Source organism: Enorma shizhengliae (genome assembly GCF_009676995.1).
Lineage (GTDB): Bacteria > Actinomycetota > Coriobacteriia > Coriobacteriales > Coriobacteriaceae > Enorma > Enorma massiliensis.
In genome coordinates, this window is sequence record NZ_VTFZ01000006.1 from 127206 (window position 1) to 146045 (window position 18840).

Here is an 18840-nt window from a genome sequence, read left to right on the forward strand (position 1 = left end):
CCCTTCTGCCACGCGAGTCGTTCTCGCAGGTCCATCACTCAGCGCTTACCTGCGTTTTTCTCGTTTCCATGGTCAGCTCAGTAAAAGCAAGGCATCCGTTCTCGCACCCCCAGAACGCATATTGACGAAAATTAGCCAGCTGAGGAATCGCAATAGGGAAAACGCCGCGCGCAAACCCCGGGCAGCACTCGGCCCGCACTGCAAACAGCAGATAGCAGGAAGGGACGAGCGGTGGGCAGCAGGCGAAACAACCTGCAGGCACCAGAAATGACATCCTTCGCTTTGTGCTGGTAATAGGGGGCGCGTTCTTTCTCGAACAGATGTTTGTTTCTATAGTAAAATGTAGGGTTACGACTAGGCATTCCCCAGTGTGAGGCAAGCGGAACGAGGTGAAGCATGGGAGACAAGACGGAAGATGTTCGCGCGCTCATCGAACGAATCACCTCAAGCGAGCGGATGCGCACGAGCTCGCACTTCTCCGATGCGGTCTACCGTGCCGAGCCCATTCTTACCACCGGGCGCCAGATGGCAACCTACTTGCCAGATCGGTACCGCGAAATGCGCGCCATATCTCGCTGGCAGGAGGGAGAGCCTCATGGTCGCTGGATTACCGAAGCCGAACTCTTCTGGCGCCAGGGCACGTTCATGGCAGACTTTGAAGACGACTGCCCGTATCACAGCACGTTCAAGGCATACTTTCCCACCTACGCCGATATGAGCGATCGGCAGCTGCGTGGCTACTTCACCTGGCGCACGGCAGTCCGGAGAGGCAGCATCCAAGAAACCTCGCTGTCTTTTGCCTACACCTACTTATACGAGCTCATCAATGGCATCGGTGTGGCCAACCCGCTCGATGGCTTCACACAGCTAAAGACGTTTTGGGAGGCGTACCGGGGCTTTGCCCCCGAAATCGATCGGTACGTTCGCGTGTGGTTGCGCGACTATGTGGTCTACCACGGGCTCGAACCATCTCTTTTACACGACAGCCGGTCCCTCTCCTTTGACCACGCGCTCATCGACCTTGTCGACGCAAGTGCGCCATACGATCCGGATGCCTCGCTCCTGCTCCTAGATGAACCGGAGAGCCCCACCGTGGACCCCGGGGTTGCGCCTACACCCGGCGGTGCCCCCGGACGCAGGGCCCTTCAGGCGCGAACGCGCGCACGCAAGGGAAAGCAATCCGCTTTGCCACTCCCGCCGAACGCCGAGCGCGAAGATCGGCTGCTCGCAGCTATCGACGCGCTTTCCTCCTACCGAATTCGGCTGTCGCGCCTCTACAGCGACCACCCCGACGACCTGCGGCATATCGCCTGTTCCGTTTTTGTCCGCATGCTCGAGTATTATCGCAAGCACCGGAAGAGCGGGCTCATCGAATCGCTCTTCGGCGAGTTGGTAGACATGCCCTACACCATGTTCGCCTCCGCTGTGTTCTTTGAAAGCGAGCGGCACGGACCCGCAGATATCGAGCTCGACCGCATCCATCGCTACCGGTGCCGCAACGGGCTATGGACGTGCACGCGCGTCTTTGGAGCGCGTGACAAGAGCCCCAAGCTGGGCAGCATCATGCGCGGCGTCGATCGCAAGGTGCGCGAGGCGCTCGAGCACCCGCACCCGCTCAAGGTCAAGGAAATGCCCAAGTACCTAGAGCAGGCAATCGACCGCGAGATCGAGGCATGGCTCACCTGGAAGCAAGCGCATGCGCCGCGCAAGGTAGAAATCGACCTCTCTCAGCTCGCTGGCATCCGATCCGCCGCTGCTGTCACACGCGAGGCGCTGTTAACGGACGAGGAGCGCGATCAGAACACCGCCGTTGAAACGGTTGAAAAGACGCCGACTCAAGACGGCGCGATACATGCCGAGGAAAATGCTCAGCCCCTGAGCTGGCCGGGCTCCGAGACCGAGCTTGGCGACGAGGCGAAACAGCCTGCCGCAAGAAACCCCGAGGCTAAGCAGCCTGAACTCGTTGGCGCCCCGGCGCCCTCGGCCGTCCTCGCCGCCGCTACCGCCCCCGCCGGAAATGTCCCGCCGCAGAATGAGGGCCCCAGCGACAGCCCGCTCTCCCCTGCTCAGGCCGCATACCTGCAGGCACTTCTCACCGAAGACGAAGATGCCAAGACGGAAGCGGTTCACCATGCGGGAATAAGCGAGGACATGCTGGTCGATGCCATCAATGAGGCGCTGTTTGACCTGCTCGGAGACACAGCCATTGAATTCGGTTCCACGGGGCCGCAGGTTATTGAGGACTACGAGGACGACGTCAGAGGAGTACTCGCATGACAGACAACGTGAAAGCAGCCGAAGCCGCGCCGCGCGTGCCCAAGCGCGTCGCCGCGGTGATCATCAACTCGCTCAAGGGCGGCGTGGTGCCGCGCATCGGCCTGCCGTACATCACAGTCGGGCGAGAGGCCGAGATTCGCGCGCTCCTTACCGACCTCTCGCTCATCGCCGATGGCGGCGCCTCCTTCCGGTTCCTTGTGGGCCGCTACGGTAGCGGCAAGAGCTTCCTCTTGCAAACCATCCGCACGCACGCCATGGGCGAAGGCTTCGTCGTGGCCGATGCCGACCTTTCGCCCGAGCGACGGCTCCAGGGCGGCCAAGGCCAAGGCCTCGCCACCTATCGTGAGCTCATGCGCAACCTCTCCACCAAGACCCGGCCCGAGGGCGGCGCGCTCATGCTCATTCTCGACCGATGGATCTCGAACTTGCAGATGGCGGTGTCCGCCGAGCTTGGCGGCGCAGACGCTAGCGAGGGCGAGGCGCGCCTGAACGCCGCCGTCGAGGCGCGCATCCGCGAGCAGGTCGCATCACTCGAGGAGATGGTCCACGGCTTCGATTTCGCCCGGCTCCTCACCCTCTACTACCGCGCCGTTGTCGACGGCAACGATGAGCTCAAAGGCAACGTTGCCCGGTGGTTCCGCGGCGAGTACCGCACCAAAACGGAAGCACGGCAAGAGCTTGGAGTTTCGATCATCATCGGCGACGACGATTGGTACGACTACGTCAAGCTCTTCGCGCAGTTCCTAAAAGGCGCTGGCTACCAGGGCATGCTCGTGCTCATCGACGAGCTGGTGAACCTCTACAAGATTCCCAACTCGGTCACCCGCCAATATAACTACGAGAAGATCCTCACGATGTATAACGACACCCTGCAGGGCAAAGCGCATCACCTGGGCATCATTATGGGAGGGACGCCACAGAGCATCGAGGACCGCAGGCGCGGCGTCTTTAGCTACGAGGCGCTGCGTTCCCGGCTCACGCAAGGCCGCTTCGCCGCGGAGGGCATGCGCGATATGCTGGCGCCCATCATCCACCTGCACCCGCTCACCTATGAAGATCTGCTCGTTCTCATCGAAAAGCTGCAACAGATCCACGCCGGTTACTTTGGGTATGAAGCGCGCCTGAACGAGAGCGACCTGGTGCAATTCCTGCAAATCGAGTTCGGGCGCGTGGGGGCGGACACGCACCTTACACCCCGCGAGGTCATCCGTGACTTCATCGAACTGCTCGATATCGCCTACCAAAACCCCAGCACGCCTGTGGCAAGCATCCTAAACGGCGTTGGCGGAAACGGAGGCAGAGACGAAGGTGGCGGCGCGCAGCAAAGCTCGCTTTCGGTTACCGCCGCAGCGGGCCAGCGTGATGCATCAGAATTCGCAGAGTTCAAGATATAGCCTGTGATGAGTTGCGAAAGGGGAAGCCCAGCCGCAAGGGATGAGGCAGGGCGTCCGCCAGCAATCGAGCCCGAAAGGAGGGCTATGAGCATCTTCGACCGATACGCACCGTTCGTACAGGATTTCATCTACGACCACCAATGGGAGAACCTTCGCTCCATCCAGGTGGCCGCAGGCGACGCCATCTTCAACACCGACGAGAACGTGCTGCTCACGGCCTCAACTGCATCGGGCAAGACCGAGGCGGCGTTCTTCCCCATCCTCTCGCTCTTCTGGGAAGATCCGCCCACGAGCATCGGCGCGATCTACGTGGGCCCACTGAAGGCGCTCATCAACGACCAATTCCTCCGCCTGAACGACCTGTGCGATGAGGCCGAGATTCCCGTCTGGCACTGGCATGGCGATGTGGCCGCCTCGCATAAGCGCAAGCTGCTCGAACATCCGAGCGGCATCTTGCAGATTACGCCGGAATCGCTCGAGGCGCTTCTCATGCATAAGCACATGGCCGTGCCGCGCCTATTCCATGACCTGCGATTTGTGGTCATCGACGAGGTTCACTCGCTCCTGCGCGGCGACCGCGGCGGGCAAACGCTCTGCCTTATCGAGAGGCTCTCTCGCATGGCGGGCGTGAATCCCCGGCGCATCGGCCTTTCCGCCACCATCGGCGACCCGGAGCGCACCGGAGCCTTTCTCGCCAGCGGCACGGGGCGCGGCTGCATCATCCCACGCTTCGAGGAGCCGCGCCGGGTGTGGCGGCTCTCGATGGAGCACTTCTACATCACGGGCCCGCAAGCCGCGGAACGCGCGGCGGAGGGCGCAGGCGCGGGCATCGTTCGCGCCGATGGCACCATTGAGACCGAGGTGCTTTCCGTTGAGCCGTCTTCGTCGGACCTCGCCTTGGCACGCTCGAGCGCTTCGTACGCACATTCGAACGCTTCTGAAGACGAAGATGCGCAAAGTACGCCCGAAGATAAACGGGCGGCAGCGGGAGCGACTCGCATGGATACCGAAGGTGCGCACACAGAAACTGAGCTCCTCGCACCCACCGACCGCGCGCCGGAAAACGCCGATCCCGGCATCGGTTACATCTTCGAGCGCACACGCGGGCGCAAGTGCCTCGTCTTCGCCAACTCGCGCGAGGAAGCCGAGGCCGTGTGCACGATGCTCCGCAGCTACTGCGAAGCCAACCACGAACCTGACCGGTTCCTCATCCACCACGGCAACCTCTCGGCGAGCATCCGCGAGAGCGCCGAGGACATCATGCGCGACGACGAACGGCTCGACACGACTGTGACCACCGCGACGCTGGAGCTCGGCATCGACATCGGCCGCCTCGAGCGCGCGTTTCAGATTGACGCGCCGTTTACCGTCTCGAGCTTCCTGCAGCGCATGGGCCGCACGGGCCGGCGCGATTTGCCGCCCGAGATGCACTTCGTCATGCGCGAGGAGCAGCCCGAACCGCGCACGACCATGCCTGAAACCATTCCCTGGAAGCTGCTGCAGGGCATCGCGCTCGTTCAGCTCTACCACGAGGAGCGCTGGGTGGAGCCGCCCGCGCTCGACCGCCTGCCCTACAGCCTGCTCTATCACCAGACCATGGCCACGCTCGCAAGCACGGGCGAGCTCTCGCCGGCAGAACTCGCCCAGCGCGTGCTCACCCTCTCCTACTTCCACCGCGTGAGCGCAGACGATTTCCGCGTGCTGCTTAGGCACCTGCTGGAGACCGACCAGATCCAGGCCACCGAGGGCGGCGGCCTCATCGTGGGCCTCGCGGGCGAGCGGCTCACCAACTCGTTCAAGTTCTATGCGGTGTTCCAGGAAAACGAGGAGTTCACGGTGCGGTGCGAGAGCGCGGAGCTCGGCACGATCGTGAATCCACCGCCGCCCGGCGAGCGCATCGCCATCGCTGGCGCGTGCTGGCTCGTGGAGGAGGTCGATTGGAAGCGGCGGCTTGTGTACTGCACCAAGGTGAAGGGGCGCGTGCCGGCATATTTTGGCGATTGCGCGGGCGACATCAACACGCATATCTTGGAGCGCATGCGGCGCGTGCTGCGCGAGCACGAGGTGTACCCGTATCTGCTCGGCAACGCGCGGGCACGCCTGATGCAGGCGCGGCGAACGGCGGAGCTCTCCGGCGCGGCAACGCAACCGCTCATCAACCTCGGGGGCGACACGTGGGCGCTCTTCCCGTGGCTGGGAAGCTATGCGTTTCTGGCGCTGGAGCGGCTGCTCAAGATCAAGTGCGCCGCGGAACTCGGCCTCAAGGGGCTCGACCCGGCGCGGCCATACTACATGCAGTTCAGGATGAAGGCAGACGAGGAGACGTTCTTCCAGGTTGTGGCCGATGAGGCGGAGAAGGATTTTGATCCCATCGACCTCGTCTACCCGAGCGAGGTGCCGTACTTCGACAAGTACGACGAGCTGCTGCCCAAGGAGCTCGTGCGCAAGGGCTTCGCCGAGGGCGTGCTGGACATCGAGGGCATGCGCGAGCGCGTGCGGGAGTGGGTGAGGTAACTTACTCCGAAGCCTTGGGCATCCTGGCCGACGGGGGGACGGGCTCGCTTCAACCCATCCCCCCCTGCCAAATTACCCCAGAGGTTTTTCGACGTCGGCGAGCAGCTTGCGCTTCGCCGCGGCGAACTCCTCCTCATTGAGCACGCCCCTACCGTGGAGCTCGGAAAGGCGCTCAAGATAGCCGACGAGCGATCCCCCAGCGTCTAGCACAAGCGGCGAGCTCGGAGGACGATAGAGTTCCGAAGTTGGAGCGGAAGATTCGAAAGGAATCAGTTTTCTCGCGTACGGCACCTCGGCAATAGCCTCCAGCGGGCAAGAGGGGTTATCCTCAGCCGTCCGCTTCACCCAAGTGACCGGGTCATGCACCAAACGAGCGAGGACATGTGGCGGGCAGTCCTTTCTTGCGGCCACAGCAGAGCGAACGACCCCGAATGAATCGAGTGCCAAGTACGAGAGCAGGCTCGACGGACAGGAGGGATTCTGAGCAACAGCACGACGAATGCAGTAGTACTTATTCCTCGCCAGCTTCTCGAGCGCTGCTGCGGGGGTGGAAGGATTGCAGGCAACCTCCCACCGCACGCAGGTGCGCTGGCCACGGGTAAGTTCGTCAAGGGCCTCAGGAAAGACGGAAGGATTTCCGGCAACCAGCAACTTCTCCTCAAATGCTAGAACCCGAAGCACCTCATGCGGAGCGCCCTCCCGCTGCGCGAGAACAACTCGCAACGTCTTATCCAGCGGTATGCCGTCGGCACGAAATTGAATATCCGTGCTGCCCCTAGGTGCAAGAGCAAAACTTTTGCCTAATTATAGGTAAATCCATCCCACGGGTTTTCAGAGGTACCGTCGAGATTCTTGCGCACTTTCCGGCAGCCCCATGGGTCAGCCCCTTGCGGCTACTCGTCCAACAGTGCCACGTCCAGGCAGCGGCGGAAGCCCCATTCGTTCCCCGCGACGTACTTCACCCTTGCGGTCACGGGCGTGAGGGCGGAGTTCCCCCGTCAGGAAAGGTGCCAACCACGCGGGTCCGCCCGCGTATCTCGCGGTTGAGCCGCTCGATTGCGCTGCTGGCCATGATCCTCCGCCGGTGCTCACGGGAAAACCTGGTGTACTCCAGCGCCTCGGCACAGCCGCCAATGACGGCTCCACTATTGGGATAAGCCTCTTCCCGATATCAAATTCGTGGGCAGCCCGGAGATTGCCGTAATAGTTGGAATAGGGCTGCTTATTGGCATCCCCATTTATTATGTTCGAGAAAAACGACGGGTCGACGTCCTAATAGGTGAAAAGGCAGAGCTTGAGAAACGAAAACAGCAGCTCGAGGAAAACTGAACATGCCGCATTAACTTACTGCCTCGCTCCCCATATTTAGCTATACTAATTTTCAGATACTGTATAGCACATGGAGGAGACATGGCTGCGACGCAGATGAACATCAGAATGGATGCTGCTCTCAAAGAATCGGGCAACGCGGCGCTTGCACGTCTCGGCTACACGCCCTCGCAGGCTGTTCGAGCCCTGTGGGAGGTTATTACGGTACAAGGCGCTCTACCTCCGGCGCTTGTACGGGCACTCAATTCGAACGGCGACATGCCGTCTCGCCAGGAAGATCCCACCGAGATGGAATCGACGAGCGGTGCTGAAATCGTCTCTTCGTTTTATCGACACCTAGGCATAGACGAGCCGTCAAGCACCCCCGTGGACTACGCCGAGCTTCGAGAGATGGCGGCGGACGAGCAACTCGCCTCCTGGGGGCTCTCATGAGCTCGTCCGTCTTCTCTAAAGACCGCCCTATCAAACTGCTCGTGGACACGAACGTCTGGCTCGACTACTTTCTATCCCGAAGCACACGCCATACCTCTGTGAATGCGTTCATCGCTGGCGCAATCGGCCGTGAAGACATTGTTTTATATGCCGCTTCACTCTCGCTGAAAGACCTTGCCTATCAGCTAGCCAACTTGATGAAGAAAGATGTTCGCGATGCCGAAGAGCCGATAACGCCTGAAGTCGCGGCTGCGGCGCGCGAGGTTTCATGGGCGTGTGTTCGCGACGTACTTGGAAAAGCGCTCGTTGCCCCCGTTGGAAACGCCGAGGTTCTCGGGGCCTTCACGCTCCGACATCTTCACGATGACCTTGAGGACGACCTCATGCTTGCCACGGCAGAATCGATTGATGCCGACGCTTTGGTTACCCACGATGCAGCACTGCTCAAACACGCAGAAGACCTTTGCATCACCACGGAGGAGGGGCTCGAGTTGCTCGCGGAGCTTGCCGAGCGAGACGAGGCATAACAACCCGCCGTGCAGCAAAGCAGCCTATGCTGAAAAATGGGGCACCCTAGCCCGACACCGCTGCCTCATCGGCGTCGCAAAGCGGGGTACCCAAGAAGTCGTCGTCGTAGGGAATCGTGCCGTCAAAGAACGCCATGCCGTCGGTGGCGAGCACGATGTAGTTGTCCTCACCCGCCCAAACCGGCTCGTCCACGGGGAGCACGTACACGTACGTGAACACCTGCTTGAGGGTGGCGACCTCATCGCGGAGGAAGGTGAGGTCCCGGCCGTCATCGCGCGAGACCACGTTCATGGCGTAGACGCCGCCAGGAGTCAGGCAGCTCTGCACGGCGCGTGCGGCCTCCACCGTAGCGAGCGCGCGGACCGGTTCCTTTCCGGTGAAGGTATCGTTCACGATAGCGTCGAAGCGGTGGGCACGGGGGCGGGGCCTTGGCTTTTTCGAGCTCTCGTTCGCAGACGGCGCGCCGTTTGAGCCGACGGATGACACGGCCGAGGGCCCCTCGACCGAAGACTCCTCGGCAGAAGGCAGCTCGCCCGGAATCTCCCCCGGCAGCACGCGCTCGGTTTGCGCGATGCGCTCCGCCCGCTCCTCAAGATACGCCCGCCCATCGCCCTCGATAATATGCAGGCGCTTTCCCACAATCTTCTTGAGGCGCTCAACATAGAACCATCCTTCGGCGCACTCAATCACCTTGGGGTCGATCTCGACCACGCCCATGATCAGATCAGGGCGGGCAAGCAGTGCATGCTTGGGCCAGGCAAACCCTCCTCCACCGAGCGCGAGCACCCGCCGCACGCCGTGGCCGGTCCGTGCCGCCAGCTCGCGATCCGCCTCAAAGACCGCATCGAACGCGCGGTGATACGCGAACACCGGCTCCGCCCAATGGAGCCCCAGGTTCGTAGCCGACTGGTACACCCCGACCAGCCGCAGAACGCGCACGAGCCTGCCTTCCACCAGCACCGTGTAGATGAACGCACGGCCTTGGGCGGTCTTCACCATATGCGGCCAAAACCGCATGCATAGGTAGCCGAGGATGCCGATGCCCGCGAAAAAAGCCCAGACCTGCCAAGGGTATTTCCACAGCTCGACGATGAGCGCGAAGACAAGCACGATCGCAACGGCGATAATCGTATACATCGACTCGAGTGGACCGCGGCCACCGGAGCCGCTCGGACCGCCTGCGCCACCGGAGCCGCCCGAATACGGCGAAATGCCACCATTACCCATGATGCAACATTCCCTCTGTCCTGATTTTGCATTGCTGGTAGAGGCCGTGGTCGTAGAAACCTAGGTGCCGGTAGTACTCCCGCGTGCCCACCGCGCTGATCACGTTGATGCGCTCGTAGCCCGCTTCGCGCGCGAGCCCACACGCCCGCTCAACGAGCTTGCGCCCAAGCCCGTGGTGCTGCGCCGCTCCGCCCTCTTCGCCTACGCGCGCCGCCATGCCATAGACGTGCACCTCGCGGATCATGGCCTCGCCTGGCTGCACCGGCGGCTCGAATCCCGCCGCGCGCAGCTCGCTCGCAAGCACCTCCACCGCCGCAGCCCTCGGCAACGAAAGCCGCAGGAATCCCGCGATGCGTCCCTCCGGCGTCACCCACTGCAAGAATCGCTCGCTGGTGGCAGGCGTCTCGTACGGCACCACCTCGAGCCGGAGCGCCCGCACGTCCACCTCCGATGTCGCGATCTCGCGAAACCGGATCTCCTGCACGCTCTCCCCGGTCTGCTCGCACCGCGCGCGCAGACGGCTTTCCACCATCTGCCGCAGGTTGGGCTTCTTGTTGCCCGCCATGATGTCGCCGGACGAGAAATCGCGAATCATGCGCGAGACGCGGCAATATGCAGGCGTTGCAAGCACGTCGTCGATGAGCACGCCCACGAGCTCGTCCTCGGTGTACGGCCTCCACTCCCCGGCTTCATAGCGGCCGCGCAGCCGCGAGCTTTCAATAAGCGCGCAGGGGTAGAGCTTGACCTCGTCCGGCTGGAACGCCAACTCGGCGACAAAGCGTCGGTAGTCGAGACGATCGGCTTCCGGCGTGGAGCCGAGGAGATTCACCATGAAGTGAGCGTGGATCTTGAAGCCGAAGAGCCGCAGCAGCGAGAAGGCGCGCTCGATCTGCGCAACCCGGATGCCGCGGCCATTTGCGTCGAGCACGCGCTGGTCCACGCTCTGCACGCCCATCTGGATTTTCGTGGCGCCCATGCGGCGGATGTTCACGAGCGCCTCGGGCGTGATGGCGTCCGGCCTGGTCTCGATGACGAGGCCCACCACACGGTGGCGCGCGGTCTCGTTGCGGCGCTGCTCACGTTCGAGCTCATCCATAGTCGCGCACTGCACGCGGGCGGCCTCCCGCCAGGCAGTGCTTGTGCCGTAGAGCTGGGCAATGGCCTGGTTGTAAGAGAGATGACCGTCCGTAACCTCGCACTGAACAGCTTCGGTGGCAACGGGGCCGAGCGGTGCGGGGGCGGCGCCGGGGTCGAACGAGGCAGGGGCAGCGCCGGGGTCGAACGAGGCAGGGGCAGCGCTGGCGCTGGGCGACACAGAAGCAGCGGCGCGCCCGAACGAGGCAGGGGAAGCGCTGGAGCCGGACGGTGCAAAAGCAGCGCCAGATTCATCGCTAAAACCGACGCACGCGGAGGAGCCCGATTGGCCCACCGTCGCGTCGTCGTTAAGCGCACGGAACAGCTCGCGCATGAACCATATCTGGTATTCAGCCGGATAGTCGCTCCACGTGCCGCCAAGCACGATGAGCTCGATCTTGTCCGTGGCATGCCCCATCTGCGAAAGAGCCGTCAACCGCGCCGAGACCTGTAGATACGGATCAAAGCAGGCCTGTTCGGCGCGGGCGCAAGCAGGCTCGTCGGCCAGATAGCTCTTGGGCATGCGCACATCGCTCGGGCAGAAGATGCATGAACCCGAGCACGGCCATGGCTTCGTGATGACGGTGATGGTCGCCACACCCGAGGCAGAGCGGCGCGGCTTCATGCGAAGTACCTTGACGAGGCCCTCTTCGAGCTCGGGTGTGATGCCCCAGCGAGCCCAACGCTCGGGTTCTTCACGCTTAACCCGCTGGTAAAACGGCAGCAACCGACGCTTGGCGAAGGCGCGCTTGTCGCCGCCCGCACGCCGTGCTTGCGCATGCACGAGCTTGACGAGCGCACGGTCATCCACTGTCTCGCCGCGACGCAGGGCGTCGAGTATCTGCAAAATGATCTCTTCCATGAAACAGCATTCTATCCTATGGATGATAAGATGCAGCAGGACTGGTTCTCATCGAAACGGGGGGAACGTGAACCGCGCACTCGCACGACAGCTCATCGAGCTCAACAACCGGTTTTACCGCGAGAACGCGTCGTCCTTCTCGGCGACGCGGCAAGCGCCGTGGCGGGGGTGGGACCGCGTGGTCGAGGAGCTTATCGCCGCACAGCCCACAGCCGCCACACATCTATCCGTACTCGACGTTGCCTGCGGAAACCGCCGGTTTGCGAGGTTCTTGGCAGAGAAGCTCCCCCATACTCGCCTTACCTACCTTGGCATTGATAATTGCTCCGAGCTGTCAGGAGCAGGGGACGCAAGTGCCCCGTCGGAGATGGCCTCAACAGGGGGAGCCCCAGCGTCGGAAGTGGTCATCACCTGCGACCTGCTCTCGGCGTTGCTCGAGGACGAAGACCCCTTGGCGGACATTGCGCCCTGCAATCTCTTGTGCTGCTTTGGATTCATGCATCACGTCCCCGGCGCAGAGCTGAGGAGCGTCCTTGCGGAGTGGCTCGTCGCGCACACGCAATCCGGCGGAATCATCGCCCTCTCATGCTGGCGTTTCATGGATGACAAGCGTCTCGCCACACAAGCGCGAGCGGTTACGCGCAACTGCCGGGCATACCATCCCGACCTTGCGCTCGAGCCGAACGATTACTTCCTCGGCTGGCAAGGCAACGCCGATGTGCCCCGCTACTGCCATTACATCGATGAGTGGGAACTTGACGACCTGAGCGTCGCAGCCTGCGCATCGGGAGCACGTGAACTCGAGCGTTTCAATGCCGACGGCGACGGTGGCGTGCTCAACCGCTACCTCTTACTCCAAAAGGCCTAGAAGTAGCCGAACAAGACCACGTGGAGGCCGGCACAACGCTCCACTACCTCCCGCGCAGTGACACAGCGTTGTACCTTTTCGGATCCGTGGCCAAAAACATATGGTTGGTTGCACACAATAAAGCGCTCGAGCGCTTTCAGAGGCCGCTCTCGGTCGGTTGGGTGCACATCAGCGGCATTCAAACGGCGTATCTGCTAGGTAGGCCATCCTATAAATAAAATAATAGCCCCTCATTTCCAATCAAAGCTTGGTTTTCTCGGCAACCAATCGTATGTTTTTGGCCACGAGCCCGATTTCTTACGAGACGCATCACAATTTGCAGCAGACATCCTAAGGGGATGAACGAATGGTCCCTACAACCAGCGAGAACTATGGGAAAGCGACCGCTTGTTGCAGCGGACCAGCCCGCGAGCGCGCCTGATGACTGTCTGTGGTATGCTCCAACGCACGTCACGCTGCTCACATCGCTAGGAGACCGCTCGTGGGACTCACGCACATTCGCACACCGAAGAACTTCGTACTCGAAGATCGCCTTGAGCGATACGCGGCCGCCATCGAGCAACGCCCGGAAACCTATCGCGGGCGCTGGGGAGAAGCGTGTGCACCCTGCGGCGGCGCGGACTGCGGCGACATGGCCTGCGGCAGTGCGTCCCGCGGCGACATGCCCGGCTTTGGCCGGGTCCACCTCGATCTCGGCTGCGGCAAGGGAGCCTACCTCGTCGCCCGAGCCCAACGCGAGCCGGACGCGCTCTTCATCGGCATGGACACCGAACCCATCTGCATCGCTTACGCTGCACAAAACATCGTTGAAGCGGGCATTTCCAACGCAATCGTGCTGCCGCGCGGCACGGACTCAATCGAACGTCTGTTTGGCCCGGGCGAGCTCGCTGGAATCACGCTCAACTTCCCCACGCCGTTCCCCAAGCGCAAGTTCGCGCGCAAACGCCTTACCAGCGTCGACCACCTGCTAAGCTACCGACGCGTGCTCGCGCCGGGCGCCGCCGTCACGCTCAGGACCGACAGCCAACCACTACACGACTATACGCTTACGCAACTTGACGCAGCTGGTTACCGGGTGCTTTGGGCATCGAACGACACCCGCGCGGAGCATCCCGAACATCCGGAAACGGAATACGAGCGTCGTCTTGCCGAACAGGGGGCCGCCGTATACGGCGTCTGCGCCATTCCGGGGCCAGAACCGACGCCGGAGCAAATTCAGACCGGCCGCGACGCCGAGCAAAGCCTCGTCGCATACTTGCCCCGAAACCTAGATTCCATCGGATACATCCCCCTCGGCATGGAAGGCGCGGTTCTCAACCTGCGAAATCGCCAACGAAACGAACAGGCGCATAACCACTAGACATGCAAAGCGGGCCCTGGGCAGGCACGCCGCGCCAAGCCCCGGGAAGTTCGTTCCACTTTTTGGGAATACCTTATCGAGACCATAGCGGCAAGCCTGTCCAGTCTCAACAAAATCGCAGGATTAAGGAACGCAATCACGTGATAGCGGGCGAAAAGCGAAAAAGATGTTCCCAAAAGTGGAACGAATGTCTTGCCAGCGCCAACTCAGCTGCCATGAGGGCGCGCGATTGATGAATAAACGGGCCTCGGACCACCAGCTCGGGACAAATCGCCCGAACGTCACCTCCCCACTGGGGCCGCCCCATGGCGTTCCGCCCACCATCTGCCATAATTGATGCAGCACTCCATGCGCGACGCACCTAACGCGAAACCGAAGGGCATCATTTTCATGGCCAACACAGCAGACACTGCAAACGCATCCGCCGCGCCCACCGCTGGGTCTTCTGCCAGCTCGTTCGCCGCCGGCACCGGCAGCACGGGCGAGCACGGCTCACTCGGAGCGCTCTCGCCAAGCTGGTGGGAGCCGGCAGAAGGCGAAGAGCCCGAACCCTGGTGCACCGCGGACGAGGCTTTCGAGCGCTTCCTCGGCTGGTGCGACGAGCGCGGCATCGAGCTCTGGGAGCACCAGGAGGAGGCCCTCATGGACCTCGCCGCCGGCGACCATGTGATCCTGGGCACGCCAACCGGCTCCGGCAAATCGCTCGTGGCGCTCGGCATGCTCTTCCTCGGCATGGCACAGGGACGCCGCGCTTACTACACCGCCCCCATCAAAGCGCTCGTCTCGGAAAAGTTCTTCGATCTGGTCGAGGTGCTCGGTCGCGACAATGTGGGCATGATCACCGGCGATACGCACATCAACACGCAGGCGCCCGTCATCTGCTGCACGGCGGAGATCCTTGCCAACCAGGCGCTCCGCGAAGGCGAGGACACGGACGTGGGCGTGGTCGCCATGGACGAGTTCCACTACTTCGCCGATCCCGACCGTGGCTGGGCCTGGCAGGTGCCGCTACTCACCTTGCCGCACACGCAGTTCATGCTCATGAGCGCCACGCTCGGCGACGTCACGCAGATCGCCGACGCGCTGGAAGAGCGCACCGGACGCATCGTCGACCGTGTGACCGACGCGCCACGCCCCGTGCCGCTCGCCTATGAGTACGTTGACACCGCACTTGAGGGCACGGTCGAGCTTGCGCTGCGCCGCGACGAAGCCCCGCTCTACATCGTGCACTTCTCGCAGGACGCCGCACTTGCTACGGCGCAGTCGCTCGCGAACTTCGGCATCGCCACCAAAGAGCAGCGCGAGGCCGTGAAGGAGGCCGCCAAGGGCACGCGCTTCACCACGGCATTCGGCAAGATCCTAAAACGCCTCATCTCCAACGGCGTGGGCGTGCACCACGCCGGCATGCTGCCGCGCTATCGCCTCTTGGTGGAGCGCCTCGCCCAGCAGGGGCTTCTGCCGGTCATCTGCGGCACCGACACGCTCGGTGTGGGCATCAACGTGCCCATCCACACCGTGGTGCTCACAGCGCTCACCAAATTCGATGGCTACAAGATGCGCCGCCTCCGCGCCCGCGAGTTCCACCAGATCGCCGGGCGCGCCGGGCGCGCGGGCTTCGATACCGAGGGCATGGTCATCGCCGAGGCTCCCGAATACGAGATCGAGAACGCCAAGCTTATCGCAAAGGCGGGCGACGACCCCAAGAAGCTGCGCAAACTCAAGAAGAAAAAACCGCCTGAGGGCTTCGTAACCTGGAACAAGCAAACCTTCGAGCGCCTCTGCGAGGCGGTGCCCGAAACCCTCAAACCGCGACTGCGCATCACCAATTCGATGGTGCTGTCCATGGTGGAGCGCGGCGGCGACGCGCGAGCCCGCGTGAGCGAACTCATCGAGGCGAGCCTGCAGACGCCGGAGGAAAAGCTCAAGCTTGAGGCGCGAGCGAGCGAGATCTTCGCCACGCTCATCGACACCGGGGTGGTAGTGCGCGAGGAGGTCCCCGGCGACGCGGATGCACCAAGCGATATGGACGCCTCCAGCGGCGCTGGTACATCCAGCGGCGTGGGCGCGCCCGACGGCGCGGATGCACTAGGCGACACGGGCGCCTCCACGGACGCAGCGCCGCGGGTGGAGTACTCCCTCACGGTAGACCTGCCCGAGGACTTCGCCCTCGACCAGCCGCTCTCGCCGTTTTTGCTTGCGGCGCTGGAGCTGCTCGACCCGGAGAGCGAGACCTACACCTTCGACCTCATTTCCATGGTGGAGGCAACGCTCGAAGACCCCAAGCAAGTGCTGCGCGCGCAGGAGCGCCAGGCGCGCGATGCCGCCATGGCAGCCATGAAGGCCGACGGCGTGGAATACGAGGAGCGGCTCGAGCGGCTGCAGGACATCACCTACCCCAAGCCGCTTGAGGACTTGCTCGATGCCGCGTTTGCCCAATACTGCATCAAGGTGCCGTGGGCAGCGGACTACGAGCTCTCCCCCAAGAGCGTGCTGCGCGACATGCTGGAGAGCGCGGCGGATTTCAAGGGCTACATCCAGAAGCTCGGCATCGCGCGATCTGAGGGCATCTTGCTGCGCTACCTTGCCGAGGCGTTCCGCTCGCTCGACCGCACCGTACCGCTGGAGAAGCGCAACGACCAGCTGAATGACATCATCTCGTGGCTGGGCTTCGTGGTGCGGAGCGTCGATTCGAGCCTGGTGGATGAGTGGGCCGCCGCGGGCGAGGATTCCGCCTTCGACGCCGCGCCGCCGAGCGGTGCGGACGTGGTGGTGGCAGACCGCCGCGGCATGACGCTCTTGGTGCGCAACGCCCTGTTCCGCCGTGTGAGCCTGGCCGCCCGCGAGCGCGCCGGCGAGTTGGGAGAGCTGGACGAAGCGTGGGGCATGGGCGAACTTCGCTGGCGCCGCGCCCTCGAGGCGTTCTTCGAGGCGCACGAGGAGCTGCTGGTGGATGGCGATGCGCGTTCGACGGCGTTCTTCACCATCGACGAGTCCGACGAGCTCAAGCCCGCGGCCGAGGGCGGCCACGTGTGGCACGTGCACCAAATCTTCCACGACAGCGACGGCGATCACGACTTCGGCATCATGGCCGATGTGGACCTCGACGCCACGCAGGAAGAGAGCGAAGCCGTGTTCAAGAACTACCGCGTCGGGTTTATTGAGGAACTGCTGGCGGTGGAGTAGGCGCGGACCGACCGTGCCGTCAATGCAACCCAAATGCAGCGGGCGCCTGCCGAGGAGATGTCTCGGCAGGCGCCCGCTTCCGTTTAGGGCGTTGTTATGGAAGTGAAATGCGGTTCGCTTCCGAAACAAGTTGCTTTACGGAAGCGAGCCGCATTTCACTTCCATGGCCAAGGCGTGCATACTGCAAATGAAGAGATAATTTGTTACATGCACAACACTCAGACAAAAGGAGCGTCGAGCATTCTTTCCGAGACGACGATGTCTCGTATCGAGTCGGCTGCGAAACGGGCGCCCGAAAATCAATTTCGGCAGGCGCCTGCTCTCTTTGCCTAGGCAGGCCCCTTTATCCTGCTTTTTTGCTCAACCGCCTTCGTTTGTAGGGCAACGCGCAAGTCCCGCCGCCGCGCATCAGGCGGCTATAGCTTCTCCAGGCGTATGCTTCTATAGCTTTCCCTCCATATGCAACAAATAATAACTCTTGGCGAAAAGGAAAGCCGAAAAGGCAAACAGATGCTGGGCCATGGCGATCTGGAGAAGCCGTGGAAACCGATACGGAGCATTGAATAGCTCAAGCCAAGTGACGACCCCCATGTCGAACGGTGGCACCCCCTACTAAGCAGGATCTTGAACTAAATCAACCCTATGAGATCATAAAGATTGGCGGAAGTCATTTGCGCATGGGAAAGGAAGCTCTGCAATGATTGCGTTCAACCGACAGGATTTTAATGCTGACGTTTCCTCGAAAATGGATGAACTAAGAAGTTCATGCACGCAGCTTTCGGACAGTGATTCTGATGCCAAAGTATTTTGTTACCTGGCAGCCGATTTGTTGGACACAACCGACGAGAGCGTCTTTCATTACACCGACGGACCGAATGACTTAGGAATTGACTTCTACACCCATACCGGCAATGCTTTCCAAATCTATCAATGCAAATCGGCCAACCTTTCCAATCATCCAAACGGCAAAGTGTTCGGCAGCGACCCAGTTAACGAATTGATTGAAGCGGTTGATTTCGTCCTGGGTGAAGAGCGCCTCGCATCACATTCGGTACAAAAGCTCAAGAATCTATTTCAGCTCAATCCCCAGAACAACAGGCTGACGGCAACGCTTGTTCTCGAAGGAGCATTAAGCGATTCGGCCCTAGAACACTTCAATAATTTGAAGAGCGAGTACAGGAACCGAAATGTCGAGCTGCGCCTCGCCGACGAAAAGACGCTATTCAACACATGGCACTCTTTTGATGACTTGGCGAAACCACGTGATGTCGAGCTCAAGCTTCGTGTCGACGGAGAAGGCTTGCTGAAAATGCAGAGTTGGTTCTGCGCAGTAATTAGAATCGACACCCTGCTTAGCGCTATAGAGAAATATGGGAACGGCCTGTTCGATTTAAACGTTCGATCAAACTTACGCAAATCTCGGGTGAACGCAGCTATACGGAACACTATCTCGACGCAAAAGGGCCAAAAGCAGTTCATCCATCTCAACAACGGACTGGTTATAATCTGCACCAGTTTTTCCTATTCAAGCGACAACAGCCAAATCACGCTAAAAGGCGCACAGGTAATCAATGGGTGCCAAACACTTAGTACTATTTGGGATTAGGGACCGCGGACGATTTCTTGTACGTCCTACACCGCGTAGCCGAGCAGGCGGCGGTTCTCGTCCGGCGTCCTCCAGCCGAGCGACTCCGAGGCGCGCCCCGAGCGGAACCAGAGGAGCCACCGGTGC

At 61.7% G+C, this 18840-nt stretch carries 13 protein-coding genes; 9 read left to right on the top strand and 4 right to left on the bottom strand.

The annotated features are described in order from the left end of the window. Positions 1-396 precede the first annotated feature (396 nt). From GJE22_RS05880 to GJE22_RS05890, 3 genes are all read left to right on the top strand, one after another. The gene (locus tag GJE22_RS05880; RefSeq protein WP_144688290.1) at positions 397-2277 is read left to right on the top strand and encodes a TerB N-terminal domain-containing protein; all 1881 of its coding nucleotides are present in this window, start codon (positions 397-399) and stop codon (positions 2275-2277) included. Continuing rightward, positions 2274-3671 (top strand): ATP-binding protein, encoded by a 1398-nt coding sequence (locus GJE22_RS05885; protein WP_144688289.1) that lies wholly within the window; start codon positions 2274-2276, stop codon positions 3669-3671. The genes GJE22_RS05880 and GJE22_RS05885 overlap by 4 nt, the downstream gene beginning before the upstream one ends. An 84-nt stretch (positions 3672-3755) precedes the next feature. Further along, positions 3756-6185, top strand: coding sequence for a DEAD/DEAH box helicase (locus GJE22_RS05890; protein ID WP_144688288.1), 2430 nt, complete (start codon positions 3756-3758; stop codon positions 6183-6185). Positions 6186-6257: 72 nt separating this feature from the next. On the opposite strand, the gene GJE22_RS05895 is transcribed toward GJE22_RS05890, so the two are convergent. Continuing rightward, on the bottom strand, positions 6258-6836 hold the full coding sequence (locus GJE22_RS05895; protein WP_154324114.1) for an SHOCT domain-containing protein: 579 nt from the start codon (positions 6834-6836) through the stop codon (positions 6258-6260). A gap of 319 nt (positions 6837-7155) precedes the next feature. Next, positions 7156-7257 (bottom strand): hypothetical protein, encoded by a 102-nt coding sequence (locus GJE22_RS10340; RefSeq protein WP_456236443.1) that lies wholly within the window; start codon positions 7255-7257, stop codon positions 7156-7158. A 338-nt stretch (positions 7258-7595) separates the two neighbouring features. Between GJE22_RS10340 and GJE22_RS05905 the strand changes: the two genes are divergently transcribed. Then, positions 7596-7946 (top strand): type II toxin-antitoxin system RelB/DinJ family antitoxin, encoded by a 351-nt coding sequence (locus GJE22_RS05905; RefSeq protein ID WP_144688286.1) that lies wholly within the window; start codon positions 7596-7598, stop codon positions 7944-7946. Beyond that, on the top strand, positions 7943-8473 hold the full coding sequence (locus tag GJE22_RS05910) for a type II toxin-antitoxin system VapC family toxin (RefSeq protein WP_144688285.1): 531 nt from the start codon (positions 7943-7945) through the stop codon (positions 8471-8473). The genes GJE22_RS05905 and GJE22_RS05910 overlap by 4 nt, the downstream gene beginning before the upstream one ends. A 46-nt stretch (positions 8474-8519) precedes the next feature. Here the strand turns inward: GJE22_RS05910 and GJE22_RS05915 are convergent, their stop codons facing one another. Together GJE22_RS05915 and GJE22_RS05920 are read right to left on the bottom strand one after the other, a co-directional pair. Then, positions 8520-9701: a spermidine synthase gene (locus tag GJE22_RS05915; protein WP_144688284.1), complete on the bottom strand. Its 1182-nt coding sequence runs from the start codon at positions 9699-9701 to the stop codon at positions 8520-8522. Continuing rightward, complete coding sequence (locus tag GJE22_RS05920; protein WP_144688283.1) at positions 9694-11697, bottom strand: elongator complex protein 3; 2004 nt, start codon at positions 11695-11697, stop codon at positions 9694-9696. Before GJE22_RS05920 ends, GJE22_RS05915 begins: the two co-directional genes overlap by 8 nt. Before the next feature lie 67 nt (positions 11698-11764). On the opposite strand from GJE22_RS05920, the gene GJE22_RS05925 reads away from it, so the two are divergent. The 4 genes from GJE22_RS05925 to GJE22_RS05940 all read left to right on the top strand — a co-directional run bounded on the left by GJE22_RS05925 (position 11765) and on the right by GJE22_RS05940 (position 18714). Further along, positions 11765-12565 carry a class I SAM-dependent methyltransferase gene (locus GJE22_RS05925; RefSeq protein ID WP_144688282.1) on the top strand — a complete coding sequence of 267 codons (801 nt, stop codon included), beginning with the start codon at positions 11765-11767 and terminating at the stop codon, positions 12563-12565. A 481-nt stretch (positions 12566-13046) separates the two neighbouring features. Next, positions 13047-13925 carry a tRNA (guanine(46)-N(7))-methyltransferase TrmB gene (gene trmB / locus GJE22_RS05930; protein WP_144688281.1) on the top strand — a complete coding sequence of 293 codons (879 nt, stop codon included), beginning with the start codon at positions 13047-13049 and terminating at the stop codon, positions 13923-13925. 390 nt (positions 13926-14315) lie between these two features. After that, entirely contained in the window at positions 14316-17108 is a 2793-nt protein-coding gene (locus GJE22_RS05935; RefSeq protein WP_144688280.1) for a DEAD/DEAH box helicase, read from the top strand. 697 nt (positions 17109-17805) lie between these two features. Next, positions 17806-18714: an AIPR family protein gene (locus tag GJE22_RS05940; RefSeq protein ID WP_144688279.1), complete on the top strand. Its 909-nt coding sequence runs from the start codon at positions 17806-17808 to the stop codon at positions 18712-18714. Positions 18715-18840 lie beyond the last annotated feature (126 nt).